Raw genomic sequence first — 20,655 nt, 5'->3', positions numbered from 1 at the left:
TGCGTCATGGCCAAGGTGCTGGTGGTGGACGATGAACCCAATATCGTCCTGTCGCTGGAGTTCCTCATGCAGCAGGCCGGCTTCGAGGTAGTCACCGCCGAGGATGGCGAGAGCGCCCTGGCGCGCATCGAGGAGGGTCCACCGGACCTGGTGCTGCTGGATATCAGCCTGCCCGGCATCAGCGGCTTCGATGTCCTCGAGCGCCTGCGCGGCGACCCGACCCACGCCCGCCTGCCGATCATCATGCTCACCGCCCACGGCCGTGAGGTGGAGCGTGAGAAGGGCCTGGCGCTGGGTGCCGACGACTATGTCACCAAGCCCTTCTCCACCCAGGCGCTGGTGGAGAAGGTCAAGTCCCTGCTCGCCGAGGTGTCCTGATGGCGCGTCGACCCTCCGGCCTGCCCCGCCGCCAGCGCCTCATCGGCCTGTGGCTGCTGCTCAGCGGCATCAGCATCTTCGGCGGCGCCACCTTCGCCCTGTGGCTCGACACCCTCTTCCAGCCCCAGGGCTTCGCCAGGCTGGTGCTGTGGGCGGGTTGCTTCTCCGGCGGCGGAACCATCTTCCTGGTCGGCCTGCTGCTGGAGCGCCAACTGTTCACCCCGCTGCGCCACCTGCAGGTACAACTGGCGCGGCTGGTGGCCAACCCCGATGCCCGTGACGACTACCCGCCCGAGGGCTGGTTGCGTGCCCTCGGGCCCGACCTGGTACGGGTGCGCGAGGCGTGGCGCAGCGATCGCTCGCGCCTGGCCACCGCCCACGCCGAGGGGGCCCGCAGCGCCGCGCGTATCCGCCAGGAGCTGGAAACGTTGCTGCAGGTGCTCGACACCCCGCTGCTGCTGTGCGACCACCATCGTCGCATCCTGCTCTTCAACCAGGCCGCCGAGGCGCTGTTCGAGGACCATGCCAGCCTGGGGCTGGGTAAGCGACTCGAGACCCTGCTGCCGGCCACGAGCCTGCAGGACGCCCTGCGCCAGCTGCCCGCCAATGGCACCCCCCGCGAGGTGCTGGTCCCCAGCGGTGAGCGCTGGCTGCGCGCCATGCTGCGCCGGGTGCCCGGCAGCCATGGCGAGACCCTGCTCACGCTCACCGACACCACCGCCGCCTGGACCAGCGAGATGGGTGCCCGGGCCGAGCTGCTCGACGGCCTGCCACGCCTGCGCCGCCACGGCGCCAGCCTGACCAGCGCCGCCGATGCGCTCTCCGCCCTGCCCGAAGGGGCCGGGGAGATGCGCCGCCGGCTGGAGAGGGTGATCCATGAGGAGAGTCAGGGCCTGGGCGAGGACATCGAGGGCCTCGCCTCGCTGGTCGAGCGCATGCAGCAGGAGGGCGAACGCCTGATCCCGCTGTGGTCCAACGACCTCTGGGCCAGCCTCAATGAACGTCGCCCCGCCGAGCGCCAGGTCACCGCCGTGGGCATGCCGGCCTGGCTCAAGGGAGACGCCAGCGCCCTGCTGGTGCTGCTCGGCTCGCTGCTCGATACCCTGGAGGCGAAGCTGGGCGAGACGCCCCTGGAGGGCGAGGTGTGCCTGGGCAACAAGCGGGTCTACCTCGACCTGATCTGGCGGGGTGCGCCGCTCTCCGAGCGCTGCCTCGGCGAGTGGCAGCAGCAGCACCTGGAGTCACTGCCCCTCAACCCACGGGTGGCCGACGTGCTGCGTCAGCACGCCAGCGACGCCTGGAGCCTGGCCGATGACGACGGCGAGCATGCCCGCCTGCGCCTGCCCCTGCCGGCCACCGAACGCGTCGGTGCGCCACTTCCGGCGACCCCGCCACGCCCCGAATTCCACGACTTCGGCATCGCCGACCTGCCGGCCCCCGATGCCGAGCTGGCCGCGCGCCCACTGCGCGCCCTGGAGGTCGTCGCCTTCGACACCGAGACCACCGGCCTGGAGCTGCGCCGCGGCGACACCGTGATCAGCATCGGCGCCTGTCGCATCGTCAACGCCCGCCTGCTGGCCAGCGAGACCTTCGATCTCTACGTCGATCCGGGCAAGCCGATCCCGCCGGCCAGCACCGCCATCCACGGCATCACCGACGATGCAGTGGCCGGCGCCCCGCCCCTCTCCGTGGCCCTGCCACGCTTCCGCGACTACGTGGGGGATGCGGTGATCCTGGCCCACAATGCCGCCTTCGACCTGCTGGCCCTGCAGCCGCCGGGGGCCGGCATCGAGCTGGACATGCCGGTGCTCGACACCCTGCTGATCTCCCGAGCACTGGATGCCAGCCTCGACGGCCACGACCTCGACACCCTGGCCGAGCGCTACGACCTCGCCTTCCCGCCCGGCACCCGGCACACCGCCCTGGGCGACGCCCGGGTCACCGCCGAACTGTGGCTCTCGCTGCTGCCGCGACTCGAGGCCCGCGGCATCGATACCCTGGAGAAGGCGCTGGCCCTGCAGAACAGCGCCCTCAACAAGGAGGACGCCTGCGCCTCATGACCGCCACCACTGACACCAGGGGCGGGCCATGCTGAGCGCCCCGCGCCGCCGCGAACGGCTGCTGGCACTGATCGTGCTCGCCGCGCTGCTGTTCACGCCACCCCTGGTGCTGGTGCCGGACCGCGCCGCGGCTATCTCCTGGCTGCCGCTCTACCTGTTCGCCGCCTGGGGCCTGGTGATCGGCCTGGCCGCCTGGCTGATGGAGCACCCGGCGGCCCCCACGCATCGACCGCCACCCGAGGAGTAGGCCATGCGCAGCGATCTCGTGGTGCTTGGCGTCGCCTTCGGCTACCTGGCACTGCTGTTCCTGATCGCCGCCTGGGGCGACCGCCGCGCCGAGCAGGGCCGCTCGCTGATCGGCTCGCCCAACGTCTATGCGCTCTCCATCGCCGTCTACTGCACCGCCTGGACCTTCTACGGCAGCGTGGGGCGGGCCGCCCAGTTCGGCCCCAGCTTCCTGCTGATCTACCTGGGCCCGACCCTGGCGATGCTGATGGCCCCCTTCCTGATCCGCAAGATGGTGCGCATCGCCGGCGCCCAGCGCATCACCTCCATCGCCGACTTCATCAGCGCCCGCTACGGCAAGAGCTCGAGCCTGGGTGCGCTGGTGGCGCTGATCGCGCTGATCGGCATCACGCCCTATATCGCTCTGCAGCTCAAGGCGATCACCGTCAGCCACGCGGTGCTGGTCAACTATCCCCAGGCCGCCGACCTGCGCCTGGCCGACGAGCCCTTCTGGCTCGACAAGTCGTTCTGGGTGGCCCTGGTGCTGGCGGTGTTCATCATCCTCTTTGGTACCCGCCATCTGGACGCCAGCGAGCGCCACGAGGGCATGGTGGCGGCCATCGCCTTCGAGTCGCTGGTCAAGCTGGTGGCCTTCCTCTCGGTGGGGGTATTTACCGTCTTCGTGCTCTTCCAGGGTCCCGGCGACCTCTTCGCCCGGGTCGCCGCCACGCCCGAGCTGGCCGAGCGACTCGGCCTGAATGCCGTCCCCGGCGGCGCCACCGGCTGGGTGGGCATGCTGGTGCTGGCCTTCCTCGCCTTCCTCACCCTGCCCCGCCAGTTCCAGGTGCTGGTGGTGGAGAACGTCGACGAGCGCCACCTGGCCCGCGCCAGCTGGCTCTTCCCGCTCTACCTGCTGGCCATCAACCTGTTCGTGATCCCCATCGCCATGGCCGGGCTGCTGCTGATGGGCGATGCCGACCCCGACAGCTTCGTGCTCACCCTGCCGCTCTCGGCGGACCTCCAGGGCCTGCCGCTGCTGGTCTTCATCGGCGGGCTCTCGGCGGCCACCAGCATGGTGATCGTCGAGACCATCGCCCTCTCCACCATGGTCAGCAACCAGCTGATCATGCCCCTGCTGCTGCGCACCCGGCGCCTGCACCGCAGCGCCAGCGGCGAGCTGGCCGGCTGGCTGCTGGGCATCCGCCGCGTGGCCATCGTGCTGATTCTGCTGATGGGCTACCTCTACCACGCCCTTGTCGGCGACGCCTACAGCCTGGTAACCATCGGCCTGGTCTCCTTCGCCGCCGCCTGCCAGTTCGCTCCGGCCATGCTGGTCGGCATGTACTGGCGCGGTGCCCATCGTCGCGGCGCCGCCCTGGGGCTGATCGCCGGCACCCTGGTATGGGCCTGGACGCTGCTGATACCCGGTTTCGCCCAGTCCGGCTGGCTGGACGCCGGCTTCCTCGAGCAGGGCCCCTTCGGCATCGCCTGGCTGCGTCCCTACGCGCTGTTCGGCCTGGAGGGCTGGGACATCTACACCCACTCGCTACTGTGGAGCCTGACCGCCAACCTCGGCCTGCTGGTCGGTGTCTCGCTTTTCAGTCGCCAGTCGCCGCTGGAGCAGACCCAGGCAGCGCTGTTCGCCGAGGCGATGCACCCCCACCTGCTGCAGACCTCGCTATGGCACGGCCAGACCACCCGCGGCGAGCTGCGCGCCCTGCTCGACCGTTATCTGGGCACGGGCGCTACGGCCCGGGTATTTGCCGACGCCACGTCGAGCGAGGAAGAGGACGCCGCCGCGCCCGCGAGCCCGAACCAGATCGCCCGTGCCGAGCAGGCACTCTCCGGGGCGCTGGGCAACGCCTCGGCGCGGGTGCTGATCAACTCGGTAGTACGCGGCGAGGCGCTGGACCTGGAGTCGATCCTCAGCATCCTCGACACCACCTCCGAGACCCTGGAGATCAACCGGCGCCTGGAGCAGAAGTCCAGCGAACTGGCCCAGGCCAGCGAGGAGCTGCGCGCCGCCAACGAACGCCTGCGCGAGCTCGACCGGCTCAAGGACGAGTTCGTGGCCATGGTCAGCCATGAGCTGCGCACCCCGCTCACCTCGATCCGCGCCTTCGCCGAGATCCTGCGCGACAGCGGCGAGCTGCCCGAGGAGAAGCGCCTCCACTTCCTCGACGTGGTGGTCAAGGAGAGCCAGCGCCTGTCGCGGCTGATCGAGGAGATCCTCGACCTGGCGCGCCTGGAGAGCGGGCGCCTTACCCTGAATCCCCAGCGACTGGATCTGGTGGCGCTGGCCCGCCACAGCGTGGATGCGGTGCACCATATGCAGGAAGATCGTGGCGTGGCGCTGGAGGTGGCGATCGAGCTCGAGGAGGCGCCGGTGATAGGCGACCCGGACCGACTCGAGCAGGTGATCATCAACCTGCTCGACAACGCCGGCAAGTTCGCCAACGAGGCAAGGCCCCGGGTGCGCCTGAGTCTGGTACGCCACAAGACCCACTACCGCCTGGCGGTGGAGGACAACGGCCCCGGCATCGATGAGCAGGAGCGCGAGCGGGTGTTCGAGAAGTTCCACCAGATCCAGCGCCCCGAGGAGGCGCCGGACAAGCGACGCGGCCGCCCCCGGGGCAGCGGCCTCGGCCTGCCCATCAGCCGCGGCATCGTCGCCCACCTGGGCGGGCGACTGTGGGTGGAGGAGGCCCCCCACCTGGGCGGTGCCTGCCTGGTCATGGAGCTCCCGGAGGCGCCCCCGGCTACGTGCGACGAGCCCGCTTCTGCAGTGACCTGATCTGCTGCAGGTCGTGGCGCAGCAGCAGGTGCTGGTCCTCGCCCAGGTGCGCGACATCCACCCAGCCGTCCGCGGCGCGTCCGGCGGCCAGGTTGCGGCGCTGCTCGCTCAAAAGCAGCCCCTGCAGGCGACCGTGGGCAGCGGTGAGTGCCCGGCAGGTCGCGGTGTCGATGGCCTGTCGAGCAACCAGGGCGACGAGACGCCGCCGCGTGTCGGTCTCCCGCACCGCATGGCGCAGCGCCAGCAGGCGCACCGCGGCAACCAGCGGCAGCAGCGCCTGGTGCTTGAGGTTGACGGCCCGCTCGTGGGGCGCCCCCTCCAGCGAACCGGCCAGCCTGCCGAAGCGATCCAGGGCTACCGGCTGCTCGTCGAGCAGCGCGGCCATCTCGTCGAGGAAGAGCCCCGCGGCGGGCAGACGCTCGGCTACCCAGTCACGCAGTCCCTCGGCGAGGCCCTCGTCACCGTGCACCGGGGTGAAGTCGAGCAGGATATTGGCCTGCTGCACCCGCTTCACACGCCGCTCGGCGCTCCATATCTCGAGCTGGCGCTGCCACTCCGAGAGGCGCTTGCGCCACATCGGCCAGCGCGCCATGACATGGCCGCTGCACAGGGGGATCCCCGCCGCATCGAGCCGCGCGGTAAAGCGCTCGCCCAGTGACTGGAAGTAGCCGTCGATCTCGACGTGCCGGGCATCCGGATAGTCGTCGATGATCATGGCATTGTCCTGATCCGGGGCCAGCAGGCTCTCGTGGCGCCCACCGGAGCCCAGCACCAGCACGCAGTAGCCTACCGGCGGTGCCCCCCACCCCTGGCCACGCATCTCGATCTCGGCGAGGCGGATGGCACGCCGATAGAGCCAGGCGTTGTGGTCGCTGATCAGCTGGGCGATGCGCCAGCCAGGCAGGTCGAGACGCACCAGGGCCTCCACCAGGGTGGACTGCCAGGCGTGGGCATCGGCGAGATCGGGATGGGGCCCCAGGCTTGCCAGGGTCTCGCGCAGCGGCGCGAGCAGGTCAGGCAGGGTGGCGGGATCCGGCAGGGAATCCCCGGCGAACAGCTCCCGCCACGGTGAGGCACGATGCAGGAAGCGCACGGCTCGCGACGGACTCTATCGGGCGAACATGTCGTTGCCCATCTCGTCGATGAAGCGTTGCGCCTTGCTGATCATCAGCTCGTCGCAGGCCTCGCGGCCGGGCACCATGTCAGAGCGCTCGAAGCGATGCTCGAGCACCTCGTCCTCCTCCTCCTCGCCGTCGCCGGTCAGCGGCCGGCGGATCCAGCCGCTGACACGATACTGGCCACCCTGCTTGGCCGGCTCGGAGATGATCAGGTAGCCGTTGTACTCCACCGGCTCGGCAGGCGGCGCGTTGCCTGGTGTGGCATCGTCATCGCCGGCACCGAACAGTCCGGAGAGAAGCTTCTTGAACATGGTGAGGCTCCTTGTGCCGGCGGGGCACCCTGAGGGTGCCCCGCAGCGGCATCAATCCTGCTGGCGGCCCTTGCCGGCGGCGATGCGCAGGCGCAGGGCATTGAGCTTGATGAAGCCCTCGGCATCCTTCTGGTCGTAGGCGCCGGCATCATCCTCGAAGGTCGCAATGGACTCGTCGAAGAGTGACTGCTTGGACTGGCGGCCGGCGACGATGACGTTGCCCTTGTAGAGCTTGAGACGCACCACGCCGGAGACGTTCTTCTGGGTCTCGTCGATGGCGGCCTGCAGCATGCGACGCTCCGGGCTCCACCAGTAGCCGTTGTAGATCACCTCGGCATACTTGGGCATCAGCTGGTCCTTGAGGTGAGCCTCCTCGCGGTCCAGGGTCAGCGACTCGATGGCGCGGTGGGCCCTGAGCATGATGGTGCCCCCCGGGGTCTCGTAGCAGCCGCGGGACTTCATGCCCACATAACGGTTCTCGACGATGTCGAGGCGCCCGATGCCATTGTCACCGCCCAGCTTGTTGAGCTTCTCCAGCACCTCATGGGGCTTCATCGGCACGCCGTCGAGGGCCACGATGTCGCCCTTCTCATAGGTGAGCTCGACATAGGTGGGCGCGTCCGGTGCCGCCTCGGGCGAGACGCTCCAGCGCCACATGTCCTCCTCGGCCTCGGCCCAGGGATCCTCGAGGATGCCGCCCTCGTAGGAGATATGCAGGAGGTTGGCGTCCATGGAGTAGGGAGACTTCTTCTTCTGACTGGTGAAGTCCACCGGGATATCGTGCTGCTGGCAGTAGGCCATCAGCTTCTCGCGGGAGGTCAGGTCCCACTCGCGCCACGGGGCGATGACCTTGACGCCCGGCTTCAGCGCGTAGGCGCCCAGCTCGAAGCGCACCTGGTCGTTGCCCTTGCCGGTGGCGCCGTGGGAGATGGCGTCGGCGCCGGTCTGGTTGGCGATCTCGATCAGGCGGCGGGCGATCAGCGGACGCGCGATGGAGGTGCCGAGCAAGTACTCGCCCTCGTAGATGGTGTTGGCGCGGAACATCGGATAGACGTAGTCGCGCACGAACTCCTCGCGCAGGTCCTCGATGTAGATCTCCTTGACGCCCAGCGCCTGTGCCTTGGCACGCGCCGGCTCCACCTCCTCGCCCTGGCCGATGTCGGCGGTGAAGGTCACCACCTCGCAGTTGTAGGTTTCCTGCAACCACTTGACGATTACGGAGGTGTCCAGGCCGCCGGAATAGGCCAGCACAACCTTCTTGACATCGGACATTCGGGGAGCTCCTTTCTGATGAACGCTAGAGGCCGTCAGTATAGCGCGCCAGCCGGGCCTCGAATACCGCCCCGCGGGACGTCTCCGGAGCGAGCTGCTAGACTGCGCGAATTCTGACCGGGCCATGGCCGACCTGCCCGTGACACGAAGGCCAAACACGAAGGAGAGGTGCATGAGCGAGGCGATCGCCCGCGACCTGATGGCACAGCGATTCCGCAGCTACCTGCCGGTGGTGGTGGACCTGGAAACAGGCGGCTTCAACCCGGAGCGCAACGCGATCCTCGAGATCGCCGCGGTCACCCTGACCATGGATGCCGAGGGCAACCTGATTCCCGAGTCCACCTACGCTTTTCACGTGGAGCCCTTTGCGGGCGCCAGCGTCGAGCAGTCGGCGCTGGATTTCACCGGCATCAATCTCGACGACCCCCTGCGCCGCCAGGTGGCGGTATCCGAGGCCGAGGCGCTGGGCGAGATCTTTCGTCCGGTGCGCAAGTCGATCAAGGCCCATGGCTGCACCCGTGCCATCCTGGTCGGCCACAACTCGGCCTTCGACCACGGCTTCCTCAACGCCGCGGTGAATCGCTGCGGCATCAAGCGCAACCCCTTCCACCCCTTCTCCAGCTTCGATACCGCCTCCCTGGCCGGCCTGATGTACGGCCAGACCGTGCTGGCCCGCGCCTGCCGCGCCGCCGGCATCGAATTCAGCAACAGCGAGGCCCACTCGGCGCGCTACGACACCGAGCGAACCGCCGAGCTGTTCTGCGCCATGGTCAATCGCTACAAGGAGATCGGCGGCTGGGCCCAGGCCCAGCGCGAACAGGGAATGGAGGAGCAGCCGTAGGCTGGAAGCCGGAAGGCAGCTCAAGCGTATTTAGCCCATAAGCAAACACCCCTGCAGCCATGCTGCAGGGGTGTTTTATCTTCAAGCTTCCAGGAGCGAAGTGCTGCTCTTCAAGCTTGAGGCTTACGGCACCTGACGTAGCCCGTTCAGCCTTCCGGCTGATCATCCTTGTGCTTGGCAGCAGTTTCCTTGATCAGCGTCTCGAGCTCACCGTTCTGGTGCATCTCCAGCACGATGTCGCAGCCACCGACCAACTCGCCCTCGACCCACAGCTGCGGAAAGGTGGGCCAGTTGGCGTACTTGGGCAGCTCGGCACGGATATCCGGGTTGTCCAGGATGTTGACGAAAGCGAAACGCTCGCCGCAGGACATCAGCGCCTGGACGGTCTGGGCGGAGAAGCCGCACTGGGGCAGCTGCGGGGTACCCTTCATGTAGATCAGGATCGGATTCTCGCCGATCTGGCGCTGGATGTTCTCGAGGGTGGTGCTCATGGCGTCTCCCTATGAATGTAATGGACAACAGAGGTCGCGAATGCCGGCTCGGGCAATACCCGAGTCCGACAGTAGGTCTTGATGGAGGCCATTCTACTGATCCATGGCGCGTTGCGCATCCCCCGGCGGCTGGCTAGGATGTGCGTTTTTACGAGGAGCACCCCATGGCCACTCGGCACTTCCTGACCCTGATGGATGCCAGCCCCGAAGAGCTGAGCAACCTGATCCAGCGCGCCATCACCATCAAGAACGCGCTAAAGGTGGAGGGCCCCACCTATACCCCCTTCCCGAACCACACCATGGCGATGATCTTCGAGAAGTCCTCGACTCGCACCCGGGTCTCCTTCGAGACCGCCATGGCGCACTTCGGGGGCCATGCGCTGTTCCTCTCGCCCCGCGATACCCAGCTCGGCCGCGGCGAGCCCATCGGCGACACCGCCCGGGTGCTCTCGGAGATGGTTGACATCGTCATGATCCGCACCTTCTCCCATGCCGGGCTCGAGGAGTACGCCGCCGCCAGCAGCGTGCCGGTGATCAACGCCCTGACCGACGACTACCACCCCTGCCAGCTGCTCGCCGACGTGATGACCTGGACCGAGCTGCGCGGCAGTGTGAGTGGCAAGACTGCGGTGTGGATCGGCGACGGCAACAACATGTGCCACTCCTGGATCAATGCCGCCCGCCAGTTCGACTTCCGGCTGCGCATCTGCTGCCCCGAGGGCTATGAGCCGCGCCAGGATATCCTCGCGGCCGCGGGCGACCGTGTCACCATCCTGCGCGATCCCGCCGAGGCCGTCTCCGGTGCGGACCTGGTGACCACCGACGTCTGGGCCTCCATGGGACAGGAGGAGGAGCAGGCAAAGCGGGAAGCGGCCTTCGCCGGTTTCCAGGTGACCGAGGCGCTGCTGGATCGGGCGCAGGACGACGCGCTCTTCCTGCACTGCCTGCCCGCCCACCGCGGCGAGGAGATCAGCGAGACCCTGCTCGACGACCCGCGAGCCGTGGTCTGGCAGGAGGCCGGCAACCGCCTGCACGCCCAGAAGGCGCTGATCGAGTTCCTGCTGCTGGGCCAGGTTGACGACTGACGCCGGCACTCATTAGACCTTGGTCTTGTGCGACCAAGGTTGTATAATGCGCCGCAGCACATTCCACCAGGGAAGACGCGGCGCATGACTACCCCTTCGATCGACACCTTCGGCATGCAGCGCAGCCTGCGCCAGTGCCTCTCCAACATGGCCGCCCTGCTCTACCGTCAGGGCCACGTCCTCGAGACCGTCACCGTGCCCCATCGTGGCCTCGACCCCGATGCTCTGGAGACGCTGGAGAGCGACTGCCGCGAGTGGTCGGCCTGCCAGCGCATCCTCGAGAGCAGCGAGGCTGCTACCTGGAATGAGCAGCGGCGCTTCGTGCTCACCGGCATGGGCCGCGAGCTGCTGTTCGACATGTTCGGCGAGGGTGCTGCCGACTGTGCCTGATCGGCCCACCGCCGACCCTATTCTGAGGCCCGCCGACGCTCGATTGCGTCGGCGGGCCTCTTTGGTTATGTTGACAGCACTTGTCGGGGAGCCCCGGTAGCCGCGAAGCGGTGGACTCGGGGGCTGAGATCGGTACGGCCGAACCCGTTGAACCTGATCAGGTTGATGCCTGCGGAGGGAACAAGATCGTGCATCGCTGCACGCCCCTGTCCCGCATCCGGCCTGCTCATCACCGCCAACCGCCGGATACCAGCCCCATGAACACGCCTTCCCAACGCCGCATTGCCGTGGCCGGCGCCGGTCTGCTCGGCCGCCTTCTCGCCTGGCGGCTGCTGCGCGACGGCCACGCCGTCACCCTGTATGACGCCGGCGCACTCGACACCCCTCCGGCGGCGGCCTGGACCGCCGCCGGCATGGTCGCCCCCCTGGCCGAGACCGTGGTCAGCGAGCGCTGCGTCTACGACATGGGCCGGGTGGCCCTGACCCGCTGGCCCGAGTGGCTCGCCGAACTCGAGGCACCGGAACTGTGGCACCAGCACGGTAGCCTGGTGGTGGCCCACCCCCAGGACGAGAACGAACTGACCCAGTTCCGGCGTGACCTGGACGACGCCCTTGGCGCCCCCCCGGGCTACCGTGAACTGGATGCCGCCGGCGTCCATGCGCTGGAGCCCGGCCTGACGGGCTTTCGCCACGGCCTGTTCCTCGCCGACGAGGCCCATCTCGACAACCGCGAGCTGCTCACCCGGCTGCTCGAGGCGATTCATGCCCTGGGCGGCGACTGTCACGGCCACACCCCGGTGGAGACCCATCCCGGCGAAGTGACCACGCCCGCCGGCCGACGCGCCTTCGACCTGGTCATCGACTGCCGTGGCCACGGCGCCAGGCCGCGCCACCCCACCCTGCGCGGTGTGCGCGGCGAGACCCTGCATGTGCATACCGACGAGGTGCGCCTCTCCCGGCCGGTTCGCCTGATGCACCCACGCTATCAGCTCTACGTGGTCCCGAAGCCCGGCGGGCGCTTCGTGATCGGCGCCACCTCCATCGAGAGCGAGGATCGCTCGCCGATCTCGCTGCAGTCGTCGCTGGAGCTCGCAAGCGCCCTCTACACACTGTCACCGGCCTTCGCCGAGGCGCGCATCCTCGAGCAGGGCGTCAACCTGCGGCCGGCGTTTCGCGACAACCTGCCCCACGTCTCCCGAGAGGACGGCCTGATCGGCGCCAACGGCCTGTTCCGCCATGGCTACCTGCTGGCCCCGGCGGTGGTCGACCATGTGCTGGCCGAGATCCGCGACCAGGGCGAGCGCCCCTTCGCCGCGGTGCTGTCCGAGGCCGCGCCCCAGGAGTCGCTGGCTTGACCCGGCGTCGAAACCGTTGAATAGGAGTGCCCCATGAACGAGATCACCCTGAGCCTCAATGGCGATGCCACCCGGCTGCCCGAGGGTACCGCCCTGGACCAGGCCCTGGAGCGCTGGGGGTACGGCGAGCGCCGCGTCGCCGTGGCCATCAACGACGCCTTCGCCCCCCGCTCCACCTGGCCCGAGCGCACCCTCGACGAAGGCGACCGCATCGATATCGTGGCCCCGGTAGGAGGTGGCTGATGAACACTCGCAACGACGCCCATGACGACGCCCTGGTGCTCTATGGCGAGGCCTTCGCCAGCCGCTTCCTGCTGGGCACCGCCCTCTACCCTTCACCCGTGGTGATGCAGGAGGCGATCGCCGCCGCTGGCTGCGACATGCTCACCCTGGGGCTGCGCCGCCAGAACCCCGCCGGCGGCGACGGCGACGCCTTCTGGCAGATCCTGCGCGAGAGCGGCTGCCGGCTGCTGCCCAATACCGCCGGCTGTCGCTCCGCCCGGGAGGCGATCACCCTGGCCGAGATGTCCCGGGAGCTGTTCGACACCCCCTGGATCAAGCTCGAGGTGATCGGCGACGACTACAACCTGCAGCCCGACCCCTTCGGCCTGCTGGAGGCCGCCCGGGAACTGATCGACCAGGGCTTCAAGGTGTTGCCCTACTGCACCGACGATCTGGTGCTCTGCCAGCGACTGCACGAGGCCGGCTGCCAGGCGCTGATGCCCTGGGGCGCGCCCATCGGCACCGGACGCGGACTGATGAACCGTTACGCCCTGCGCACCCTGCGCGAACGCCTCGACGTGCCGCTGATCATCGACGCCGGCCTCGGCGCCCCCTCCCAGGCCGCCGAGGCCATGGAGATGGGCTTCGACGGCGTGCTGCTCAACACCGCCGTGGCCAGGGCACGCCGGCCGGCACAGATGGCGGGCGCCTTCGCCCGGGCCATCGAGGCGGGGCGTGAGGCCTTCCGGGCCGGTCTGATGGAGCAGCGCCAGACGGCAAGCCCCAGCACCCCGACCCTGGGCCAGCCCTTCTGGCACACAAGGCCCTGAGGCTCGGCTACTCGTGGCGCAGCGCCTCGATGGGGTTGAGGCGCGCCGCCTTGCGGGCCGGGAAGTAGCCGAAGGCCACCCCGATGGCCACCGAGAACGAGAAGCCCAGCGCCATGACCGCGGGCGAGAGCACGAAGGGCATCCCCAGCTTCTCGGTCACCAGCCAGGTGCCGCCCACGCCCAGCACCAGCCCGACCAGGCCGCCCAGGGTGGCCAGCAACACCGATTCCACCAGGAACTGGGTCTGCACATCGCCGCTGCGCGCACCGATGGCCAGGCGGATGCCGATCTCCCGGGTCCGCTCAGTCACCGACACCAGCATGATGTTCATGATGCCGATGCCGCCCACCAGCAAGCTCACCGCGGCGATGGCGCCGAGCAGTATGGTCAGGGTGGCGGTGGTCTGCTCCAGGGCGTCGGCGATGTCCTGGGTATCACGCACATAGAAGTCGTCCGGCTCCCCCTCGGCCAGCCGGCGACGCTGACGCAGCAGCGCCTCGATCTCCCCCTGCACCCGCTGGGTGGTGCCGTCGACCAGTGCCGAGACGTAGACCACGCTGACATCCAGCTCGCCGACCAGGCGGCGCTGCACCGCCTTGATCGGCATCAGCACCGCCTTGTCGCGATCCTGCCCCATGGACTGCCCCTTGGCCTCCAGCACGCCCACCACCTGGCAGGCGGTGCGCCCCACCCGCAGGGTACTGCCCAGAGGCTCCTGCAGGCCGTACATCTCGTCCACCACGGTCTGGCCGATCACGCACACCGCCGCCCCGGCGCGTTGCTCCGCCTCCTCGAAGCCGCGCCCCTGGGCCACCGCATGGTTGCGCACCGTGAAGTACTCGTTGCTGGTGCCCTCCACGCTCAGCGTCTCGTTGGCATTGCCCAGCACCACACTGGTTGAGCGCGAGAGCCCGGGCGCCACCAGGATGCCATCGACTTCGCGGCGCAGCGCCTCAACATCGTCCATGGCGAAGGGCTCGGCACTGGTTCGCACCCCGCCGGGGCCGCGCTGGGCGGTACCGGGCATCACGAACAGCAGGTTGGAGCCGATGCTGGCGATCTGTTCGGTGACGCTGCGCGTGGCCGACTGCCCCAGGTGGACCATGGCCACCACGCTGGCCACGCCGATGATGATGCCCAGGGTGGTCAGGAAGGAGCGCAGCTTGTTGCGCACGATGGCCTGCACGGCCATGCCCAGGGTATCTGCAAGCCTCATATCAGCACCTCCGCCGGGGTGCCGTCGCGGGTCAGGCGACCATCCACGAAGTAGAGCACCCGGTCGGCATGGGCGGCGATATCCGGCTCATGGGTGACCATCACGATGGTGATGTCACGGTCGGCACGCAGCGCGGCGAGCAGGCCCATGATCTCCTCGGCCCGCGCGGTATCCAGGTTGCCGGTAGGCTCATCGGCGAGCAGCAGCGGCGGCTCGGTGACCAGGGCCCTGGCGATGGCCACCCGCTGCTGCTGGCCGCCGGAGAGCTGGCTCGAGGTCGCCATGGCACGCTGCGCCAGGCCTACCGATGTCAGCGCCGCCATGGCGCGGCGGCGCCGGCGCTCACGCCCCTCGCCGGCATAGACCAGCGGCAGCGCCACGTTGTCCAGCGCCGTGATGCGTGGCAGCAGGTTGAAGCTCTGGAACACGAAGCCCATGTAGTGGCGGCGCAGCAACGCCAGGGCATCCCGGGAGAGACCTGCCACCGGCACGCCGCAGAAGCAGTATTCCCCTGCACTGGGCACGTCGAGGCAGCCCAGCAGGTTCATGCAGGTGGACTTGCCGGAGCCGCTCGGCCCCATCACCGCCACGAACTCCCCGGCACGAATGGTCAGGTCGACCCCGGCCAGGGCGTGCACTGCCGTTCCGCCACTGCCGTAGACCTTGCGGATGCCGCGCATCTCGAGGATCGGCAGCCCCCTGGCCGGCGCCAGTCCGGCCTCAGCGGGCATCGGCCTGCACTCCCACCAGCACCTCGTCGCCCTCGGCCAGGTCACCGCCCAGCAGTTCGGTGTGCTGCCCGTCGGTGTAGCCGGTGCGCACCGGTACCCGCAGCGGCGAGCCATCGCGCAGCACCCAGACGGCATTGCCGGCGGCTGCCTGGCCGCCGCCGCGCATGCCCGGCGGCCCCATCATCAGGCTTCCGCCGGCATTCTGTGCCGCCGGCGGAGAGAAGCGCAGCGCCTGGTTGGGCAGCAGCAGTACGTCGTGACGCTCGCCGGTGGTGATGGTGGCGGTAGCGGTCATGCCGGGACGCAGCAGCTCCTCGGTGTTGTCCACGCCGAGCACTGCGGTATAGGTCACCACGTTGTTCTCGATGGTGGGATAGAGGTAGACCGATAGCACCTCGGCCTCGAATTCGCGGTTGGGCCAGGCATCCACCCCGAACCGTGCGGGCTGCCCCGCGGCCACCAGGCCCACATCGGCCTCGTCCACCGCCACATGCAGCTCCATCACCTGAAGATCCTCGGCGAGCAGGAACAGCTCCGGCGCCTGGAAGTTGGCCGCCACGGTATTGCCCGGTTCCACCTGGCGCTTCAGCACCACCCCGTCGATGGGTGAGGTGATCACGCTCTTGCCCAGGCGGGTTCGTGCCTGGCTGACCGCCGCTTCTGCCTCCAGCACCGCCGCACGACTGGTGACCACCCGGGCATCGGCGCGCTTGCGGGTGGCTCGGGCGGTATCCAGCGCCTCCCGCGAGACGCTCTGCCGAGCCACCAGGGAGGCCAGGCGACGCTCGGCCAGCACCGCCTCCTCCTGGGTGGCCAGGGCCTCGTCCACTGCCGCAACGGCCGAGGCGTGGCGGGCCTCGGCCTGGGTCAGCGCCACCTCCAGTTCCTCGGTGTCGAAGCGCGCCAGCACCTGGCCTTGTGCCACGGCATCGTTCTCGGCGACATTCACCTCAGTGATCAACCCGGAGATCTCGGCGCCCACCGTCACCTCGCTCTTCGCCGCCAGGTTGCCGGTGGCCGTCGCGGTCAGCCGCATGTCGCCACGCTCCAGCGCCACCTGCTGCCAGCGGGTCGTCTCCTCCTCGGGCCACCACCACCACGCCGCCACCGCCACCAGCAGCAACAGCAGGCCCCAGAACATGACTGCCAGGCGACGTCGCCCTCTGCCCTGCTCCAGGGTCCGCGACACTTGATCGGCCAGTTCGTCCAGCGCCCGCGCCTCGTCAGCCATCTCGCCCGCTTCCATACACTCGTGAATGTGCCAACAGAGTACGCAAGCGCGCCGGCCGGCACCAGACGGCGAACATCAATGCTCCTGCGACATGTCGACGCCATGGCGCGCCTGCCGCTCTCCCTACACGACAGCGCCACTCCGTACGCGCAGGAAAAATGACGCGCCCCCTCGGGCACACGAAAAAGCCGCCTAGCGGGGTGCGCTAAGCGGCTGATTCGAGATGTCTTGTTGGTGGAGCCTAGCGGGATCGAACCGCTGACCTCAACACTGCCAGTGTTGCGCTCTCCCAGCTGAGCTAAGGCCCCACAGCGTCTCGCCGTTGCGAGAACGAGGCAGATATTACGGAGCGAGACCTGCAGCGTCAAGCATTTTTTCGTTAGCCCATTAACCTCAGGGCTACCGCAGATAGAGACAACACTATTGTGAGGAGCCCGATTATTGTGGGGAGCCCGATTATTGTGGGAGCCCGATTATTGTGGGAGCCCGATTTATCGGCGATCGCGGTGGTACAAGGGCGCCTACCGGCGCCATCGCGCAGAATCTGCGCTCCCACGAAGGGCGCGCCATCGTCGAAGCGTCGACCCGACAGAATCTGCGCTCCCACGAAGGGCGTAACTGCGATAGCCCTCCCATTAACCTAAGTAGGCTTTCCTACCCTCTGCCAGTTGTGCCACTCTTTATTGCATCAGGACCCGTTCCCTTGATGAGAAGTCTCGCTGCTGTCGAGCCGTTCAGGAGTCACCCGCGTTGATCAAGGTACTGATTGCCGATGACCATCACCTGGTAAGGACCAGTCTTGCGCACCTGCTGAATGCCGAGAAGGACCTGCGGGTCATCGGCGAGGCCTCGAATGGCGAGGAAGCGATCACCCAGACCCGCCGCCTCAAGCCCGACGTGGTGCTGATGGACGTGCGCATGCCGGGTATCGGCGGGCTCGAAGCCACCCGCAAGATCACCCGCACCCTGCCGGATGCCCGGGTGCTGATCCTGACCGCCTGGCTGGAGGATACCTTCGCCCAGCGCCTGCTGGATGCCGGCGCCTGGGGCCTGGTCAGCAAGGACTCCAAGCACGACGAGATGGTTGGCGCCATCCGCGAGGTATTCCACGGCCAACGCTATGTCAGTCCCGACGTGGCACAGCGTCTGGTACTGTCGCGTATCGACTCACCCGAGAATCCCTTCGACGAGCTCTCCTCCCGGGAGATGCAGGTGGCGATGATGATCATCAACTGCCAGAAGGTCGCTGACATCTCCGACCGCCTGTTCCTCAGCCCCAAGACGGTGAACACTTACCGCTATCGCGTCTTCGAGAAGCTCGGGGTCAACTCCGACGTGGAGCTCACCCACCTGGGGCTTCGCCACGGGTTGGTGGAAGGCTTCTCCAGCCTCCAGTAATCTGCGAGCCATGACCTTCGACCATCGCCGCTTCCTGGCCCACGTCAGCGAGGCCCCCGGCGTCTACCGCATGCTCGACGCAGCTGGCGACACCCTCTATATCGGCAAGGCGCGCCGCCTGAAGGCGCGCCTGGCCAGCTACTTCCGTGGCGCACTCAACACCAAGACCCAGGCGCTGGTGGGACGCATCGCCGATATCCAGGTCACGGTGACCAACAGCGAGACAGAGGCCCTGCTGCTCGAGCAGACCCTGATCAAGGAGCTGCGCCCGCCCTATAACATCCTGTTGCGTGATGACAAGTCCTACCCCTTCGTCTTCGTCACGGACCGCCATCCCTTCCCGGCCCTGGAGTACAAGCGCGCCCGCCAGCGCCGCGATGACGGCCGCTACCTGGGCCCCTACCCCAGCAGCCACGCGGTGCGCGACAGCCTCTCGCTGATGCAGAAGATCTTCCGCATCCGCAACTGCGAGGACAGCGTCTTCGCCCACCGCACACGCCCCTGCCTGCAGTACCAGATCAATCGCTGCAGCGCGCCCTGCGTGGGCTACATCAGCGAGGCCGACTACCGCCGCGACCTGGAACACGCCGTGCAGTGCCTGGAGGGCAAGAGCGAACAGGTCACCCGCGAGCTGAGCGATGCCATGGAGGCGGCCAGCCGCGAACTGGCCTTCGAGGAGGCGGCGCGGCTGCGTGACCAGGTCCAGCAGCTGCGCCAGCTGCAGCAGCGCCAGTTCGTGGACACCGGGGATGGCGACGCCGACGCCTTTGCGCTGGCCAGCCGCCCCGGGGCGCTATGCATCTCGGTGCTGGCGATCCGCCAGGGACGCCTGCTGGGGGCCCGCCACCACGCCCCTGCCAACGGCCTGGACCTGTCCGAGGAGGCGCTGCTCGGCGACTTCATCAGCCAGTACTACCTGGGTCAGGCCCGCGAGATCCCCCGTGAGGTGATCACCAGCCACCCCGTCCCCGATGCCGAGCTGATCGCCCGGGCACTCGGCGAGCGCGCCGGCCGCCGCGTACGCCTGACCGACCAGGTGCGCGGCCATCGCGCCCAGTGGAAGGAGCTGGCGCGCACCAACGCCGAACAGCAGCTGGCCGGCCAGCTGGCCAGCCAGAACCAGCTGGCGCAACGCTTCGAGGCGCTGCGCGAGGCCCTGGGCATGCAGGCACCCCCGACACGCCTGGAGTGCTTCGATATCAGCCACAGTCACGGCGAGGCCACCGTCGCCTCCTGCGTGGTGTTCGACCAGAACGGGCCACGCAAGTCGGACTACCGGCGCTTCAATATCGAGGGCGTCGCGGCGGGCGACGACTACGCAGCCATGCAGCAGGCGCTGACCCGCCGCTTCCGACGCGTCAAGGAGGGCGAGGGCCAGGCGCCGGACGTGCTCGTCGTGGATGGCGGCAAGGGGCAGCTCAACATGGCCCGCGAGGTGCTCGAATCCCTCGGGGTCAGCGGTATCACCCTGCTCGGCGTGGCCAAGGGCACCACCCGCAAGGCGGGCCTGGAGACGCTGTTCCTGGAGACCGTGGAGCGGACGCTGAACCTCGAGGCCTCCTCTCCGGCGCTGCACCTGATCCAGCACATCCGCGACGAATCGCACCGTTTCGCCATCATCGGCCACCGCACCCGCCGCGACAAGGTACGCCGCACCTCGACCCTCGAGGGCATCGCCGGCGTGGGCCCCAAGCGCCGGCGCGAACTGCTGCGCTTCTTCGGTGGCCTGCAGGGGGTCAAGCAGGCCAGCCGCGACGAACTCGCCCGGGTGCCAGGCATCAGCGACAGCCTTGCCGAGACGATCCATCGCGCCCTGCATGGATGATGGCCGCCAAGGGGGATAGAATACGTCAACGCTCAATGCCCCCCATCACCGGCAAGGACAGCTTCGCGCGATGAACATCCCGAATATCCTCACCTTGGTCCGTATCGCCTTCATCCCGCTGCTGGTGGTGCTGTTCTACCTCCCCTTCACCTGGAGCATGCCGCTGGCCGCCGCCTTCTTCGCCCTGGCCTCGGTCACCGACTGGCTCGACGGCTATCTGGCCCGGCGCTGGAACCAGACCACGCCGTTCGGCGCCTTCCTCGACCCGGTGGCCGACAAGCTGATGGTGGCGGTAGCCCTGGCGCTGATGATCGAGCGCTACGACGTGATCTGGCTGACCCTGCCGGCGCTGGTGATCATCGGCCGCGAGATCGTGATCTCGGCACTGCGCGAGTGGATGGCCGAGATGGGCAAGCGTGGCAGCGTGGCGGTGTCCTGGATCGGCAAGCTCAAGACAACCCTGCAGATGGTGGCTATCTTCCTGCTGCTGGCCTTCGCCCCTGGCACTCCCATCGCCATGCTGGCGGTGGTAACGCTCTACGTGGCCGCCGCGCTCACGCTGTGGTCGATGGTTCTCTACCTCCGCGCGGCCTGGCCCCACCTCCGGCGCTCCATGTAGGCAGTGAGGCAGCAAGCGAGGCGCAAAAACGTTTGACAGTCACCGGCTTATCCGTATAATTCGCTCTCGAGTCAGGCGGGAATAGCTCAGTGGTAGAGCATCGCCTTGCCAAGGCGAGGGTCGCGAGTTCGAATCTCGTTTCCCGCTCCAATTTAGGATCTACAGACTTCCACTGATGTCTGTAAGTCGTTGAAAAAAGGGGCTTCGGCCCCTTTTTTCATTCCAGGGCCGTCCACCGAAATCCACCGGCAGCCAGTGTTTTT

Annotated in this window: 20 protein-coding genes, 2 tRNA genes and 1 riboswitch; of the genes, 14 read left to right on the top strand and 8 right to left on the bottom strand. The window is 68.1% G+C overall.

The features are described 5' to 3' along the window. Positions 1-6: 6 nt before the first annotated feature. From LWH48_RS02590 to LWH48_RS02575, 4 genes are read left to right on the top strand one after another with little or no spacing between them, the layout of a single operon-like run. Positions 7-378 carry a response regulator transcription factor gene (locus tag LWH48_RS02590; RefSeq protein ID WP_232911128.1) on the top strand — a complete coding sequence of 124 codons (372 nt, stop codon included), beginning with the start codon at positions 7-9 and terminating at the stop codon, positions 376-378. After that, positions 378-2,438, top strand: coding sequence for a 3'-5' exonuclease (locus LWH48_RS02585; protein ID WP_232911127.1), 2,061 nt, complete (start codon positions 378-380; stop codon positions 2,436-2,438). Before LWH48_RS02590 ends, LWH48_RS02585 begins: the two co-directional genes overlap by 1 nt. A gap of 28 nt (positions 2,439-2,466) precedes the next feature. Next, on the top strand, positions 2,467-2,685 hold the full coding sequence (locus tag LWH48_RS02580) for a hypothetical protein (RefSeq protein WP_232911126.1): 219 nt from the start codon (positions 2,467-2,469) through the stop codon (positions 2,683-2,685). A 3-nt stretch (positions 2,686-2,688) separates the two neighbouring features. Then, positions 2,689-5,457, top strand: coding sequence for an ATP-binding protein (locus LWH48_RS02575; RefSeq protein WP_232911125.1), 2,769 nt, complete (start codon positions 2,689-2,691; stop codon positions 5,455-5,457). Here the strand turns inward: LWH48_RS02575 and LWH48_RS02570 are convergent. From LWH48_RS02570 to LWH48_RS02560, 3 genes are read right to left on the bottom strand one after another with little or no spacing between them, the layout of a single operon-like run. Beyond that, on the bottom strand, positions 5,423-6,550 hold the full coding sequence (locus tag LWH48_RS02570; protein ID WP_232911124.1) for a DUF294 nucleotidyltransferase-like domain-containing protein: 1,128 nt from the start codon (positions 6,548-6,550) through the stop codon (positions 5,423-5,425). The genes LWH48_RS02575 and LWH48_RS02570 overlap by 35 nt on opposite strands. A 15-nt stretch (positions 6,551-6,565) precedes the next feature. After that, on the bottom strand, positions 6,566-6,886 hold the full coding sequence (locus LWH48_RS02565) for an HlyU family transcriptional regulator (RefSeq protein ID WP_232911123.1): 321 nt from the start codon (positions 6,884-6,886) through the stop codon (positions 6,566-6,568). 51 nt (positions 6,887-6,937) lie between these two features. Next, complete coding sequence (locus tag LWH48_RS02560; RefSeq protein WP_161432919.1) at positions 6,938-8,158, bottom strand: argininosuccinate synthase; 1,221 nt, start codon at positions 8,156-8,158, stop codon at positions 6,938-6,940. A gap of 172 nt (positions 8,159-8,330) precedes the next feature. On the opposite strand from LWH48_RS02560, the gene rnt reads away from it, so the two are divergent. Continuing rightward, the gene (rnt, locus tag LWH48_RS02555; RefSeq protein WP_161432918.1) at positions 8,331-8,999 is read left to right on the top strand and encodes a ribonuclease T; all 669 of its coding nucleotides are present in this window, start codon (positions 8,331-8,333) and stop codon (positions 8,997-8,999) included. 146 nt (positions 9,000-9,145) lie between these two features. Here rnt and LWH48_RS02550 read toward each other — a convergent pair whose 3' ends face one another. Then, positions 9,146-9,490, bottom strand: a complete 345-nt coding sequence (locus tag LWH48_RS02550; RefSeq protein ID WP_213311078.1) for a Grx4 family monothiol glutaredoxin — start codon at positions 9,488-9,490, stop codon at positions 9,146-9,148. A gap of 164 nt (positions 9,491-9,654) precedes the next feature. Between LWH48_RS02550 and argF the strand changes: the two genes are divergently transcribed. The 5 genes from argF (at position 9,655) to LWH48_RS02525 (ending at position 13,372) form a co-directional block, all read left to right on the top strand. After that, positions 9,655-10,575: an ornithine carbamoyltransferase gene (gene argF, locus LWH48_RS02545; protein ID WP_232911122.1), complete on the top strand. Its 921-nt coding sequence runs from the start codon at positions 9,655-9,657 to the stop codon at positions 10,573-10,575. An 84-nt stretch (positions 10,576-10,659) separates the two neighbouring features. After that, complete coding sequence (locus LWH48_RS02540; RefSeq protein WP_161432915.1) at positions 10,660-10,965, top strand: hypothetical protein; 306 nt, start codon at positions 10,660-10,662, stop codon at positions 10,963-10,965. Between the two features lie 74 nt (positions 10,966-11,039). Then, a riboswitch (TPP riboswitch) is annotated at positions 11,040-11,162 on the top strand. 60 nt (positions 11,163-11,222) lie between these two features. Further along, the gene (gene thiO / locus LWH48_RS02535) at positions 11,223-12,320 is read left to right on the top strand and encodes a glycine oxidase ThiO (RefSeq protein WP_232911121.1); all 1,098 of its coding nucleotides are present in this window, start codon (positions 11,223-11,225) and stop codon (positions 12,318-12,320) included. A gap of 33 nt (positions 12,321-12,353) precedes the next feature. Next, positions 12,354-12,563, top strand: coding sequence for a sulfur carrier protein ThiS (gene thiS / locus LWH48_RS02530; protein WP_232911120.1), 210 nt, complete (start codon positions 12,354-12,356; stop codon positions 12,561-12,563). Then, positions 12,563-13,372, top strand: coding sequence for a thiazole synthase (locus tag LWH48_RS02525; protein ID WP_232911119.1), 810 nt, complete (start codon positions 12,563-12,565; stop codon positions 13,370-13,372). Before thiS ends, LWH48_RS02525 begins: the two co-directional genes overlap by 1 nt. A 7-nt stretch (positions 13,373-13,379) precedes the next feature. Here LWH48_RS02525 and LWH48_RS02520 read toward each other — a convergent pair whose 3' ends face one another. The 4 genes from LWH48_RS02520 to LWH48_RS02505 form a co-directional block, all read right to left on the bottom strand. After that, positions 13,380-14,588 (bottom strand): ABC transporter permease, encoded by a 1,209-nt coding sequence (locus tag LWH48_RS02520; RefSeq protein ID WP_232911118.1) that lies wholly within the window; start codon positions 14,586-14,588, stop codon positions 13,380-13,382. Then, positions 14,585-15,319, bottom strand: a complete 735-nt coding sequence (locus LWH48_RS02515) for an ABC transporter ATP-binding protein (protein ID WP_232911117.1) — start codon at positions 15,317-15,319, stop codon at positions 14,585-14,587. The genes LWH48_RS02520 and LWH48_RS02515 overlap by 4 nt, the downstream gene beginning before the upstream one ends. After that, entirely contained in the window at positions 15,309-16,550 is a 1,242-nt protein-coding gene (locus tag LWH48_RS02510; protein ID WP_232911116.1) for an efflux RND transporter periplasmic adaptor subunit, read from the bottom strand. Before LWH48_RS02510 ends, LWH48_RS02515 begins: the two co-directional genes overlap by 11 nt. A gap of 232 nt (positions 16,551-16,782) precedes the next feature. Further along, positions 16,783-16,858, bottom strand: a tRNA-Ala gene (locus LWH48_RS02505). Positions 16,859-17,300: 442 nt separating this feature from the next. Between LWH48_RS02505 and LWH48_RS02500 the strand changes: the two genes are divergently transcribed. The 4 genes from LWH48_RS02500 to LWH48_RS02485 all read left to right on the top strand — a co-directional run bounded on the left by LWH48_RS02500 (position 17,301) and on the right by LWH48_RS02485 (position 20,542). Next, a complete protein-coding gene (locus tag LWH48_RS02500) occupies positions 17,301-17,948 on the top strand; it encodes a response regulator (protein ID WP_232911115.1) in 648 nt (215 codons plus the stop codon). A gap of 10 nt (positions 17,949-17,958) precedes the next feature. Further along, positions 17,959-19,773, top strand: a complete 1,815-nt coding sequence (uvrC, locus tag LWH48_RS02495) for an excinuclease ABC subunit UvrC (protein WP_232911114.1) — start codon at positions 17,959-17,961, stop codon at positions 19,771-19,773. Positions 19,774-19,843: 70 nt separating this feature from the next. Next, a complete protein-coding gene (gene pgsA / locus LWH48_RS02490; protein ID WP_232911113.1) occupies positions 19,844-20,392 on the top strand; it encodes a CDP-diacylglycerol--glycerol-3-phosphate 3-phosphatidyltransferase in 549 nt (182 codons plus the stop codon). Positions 20,393-20,467: 75 nt separating this feature from the next. Next, positions 20,468-20,542 (top strand) — tRNA-Gly (locus LWH48_RS02485). The last annotated feature ends 113 nt before the right edge of the window (positions 20,543-20,655 follow it).

Source organism: Halomonas sp. G15, from assembly GCF_021282295.1.
GTDB lineage: Bacteria > Pseudomonadota > Gammaproteobacteria > Pseudomonadales > Halomonadaceae > Halomonas > Halomonas alimentaria.
This window is presented reverse-complemented; position numbering and strand designations above follow the sequence as displayed.

What these genes read in the sequence shown, in the direction of transcription:
- LWH48_RS02590 (WP_232911128.1), top strand. Translation starts at nt 7, where the DNA reads ATGGCCAAGGTGCTGGTGGTGGACGATGAACCCAATATCGTCCTGTCG.
- LWH48_RS02585 (WP_232911127.1), top strand. Translation starts at nt 378, where the DNA reads ATGGCGCGTCGACCCTCCGGCCTGCCCCGCCGCCAGCGCCTCATCGGC.
- LWH48_RS02580 (WP_232911126.1), top strand. Translation starts at nt 2,467, where the DNA reads ATGCTGAGCGCCCCGCGCCGCCGCGAACGGCTGCTGGCACTGATCGTG.
- LWH48_RS02575 (WP_232911125.1), top strand. Translation starts at nt 2,689, where the DNA reads ATGCGCAGCGATCTCGTGGTGCTTGGCGTCGCCTTCGGCTACCTGGCA.
- LWH48_RS02565 (WP_232911123.1), bottom strand. Translation starts at nt 6,886, where the DNA reads ATGTTCAAGAAGCTTCTCTCCGGACTGTTCGGTGCCGGCGATGACGAT.
- LWH48_RS02560 (WP_161432919.1), bottom strand. Translation starts at nt 8,158, where the DNA reads ATGTCCGATGTCAAGAAGGTTGTGCTGGCCTATTCCGGCGGCCTGGAC.
- rnt (WP_161432918.1), top strand. Translation starts at nt 8,331, where the DNA reads ATGAGCGAGGCGATCGCCCGCGACCTGATGGCACAGCGATTCCGCAGC.
- LWH48_RS02550 (WP_213311078.1), bottom strand. Translation starts at nt 9,490, where the DNA reads ATGAGCACCACCCTCGAGAACATCCAGCGCCAGATCGGCGAGAATCCG.
- argF (WP_232911122.1), top strand. Translation starts at nt 9,655, where the DNA reads ATGGCCACTCGGCACTTCCTGACCCTGATGGATGCCAGCCCCGAAGAG.
- LWH48_RS02540 (WP_161432915.1), top strand. Translation starts at nt 10,660, where the DNA reads ATGACTACCCCTTCGATCGACACCTTCGGCATGCAGCGCAGCCTGCGC.
- thiO (WP_232911121.1), top strand. Translation starts at nt 11,223, where the DNA reads ATGAACACGCCTTCCCAACGCCGCATTGCCGTGGCCGGCGCCGGTCTG.
- thiS (WP_232911120.1), top strand. Translation starts at nt 12,354, where the DNA reads ATGAACGAGATCACCCTGAGCCTCAATGGCGATGCCACCCGGCTGCCC.
- LWH48_RS02525 (WP_232911119.1), top strand. Translation starts at nt 12,563, where the DNA reads ATGAACACTCGCAACGACGCCCATGACGACGCCCTGGTGCTCTATGGC.
- LWH48_RS02520 (WP_232911118.1), bottom strand. Translation starts at nt 14,588, where the DNA reads ATGAGGCTTGCAGATACCCTGGGCATGGCCGTGCAGGCCATCGTGCGC.
- LWH48_RS02515 (WP_232911117.1), bottom strand. Translation starts at nt 15,319, where the DNA reads ATGCCCGCTGAGGCCGGACTGGCGCCGGCCAGGGGGCTGCCGATCCTC.
- LWH48_RS02510 (WP_232911116.1), bottom strand. Translation starts at nt 16,550, where the DNA reads ATGGCTGACGAGGCGCGGGCGCTGGACGAACTGGCCGATCAAGTGTCG.
- uvrC (WP_232911114.1), top strand. Translation starts at nt 17,959, where the DNA reads ATGACCTTCGACCATCGCCGCTTCCTGGCCCACGTCAGCGAGGCCCCC.
- pgsA (WP_232911113.1), top strand. Translation starts at nt 19,844, where the DNA reads ATGAACATCCCGAATATCCTCACCTTGGTCCGTATCGCCTTCATCCCG.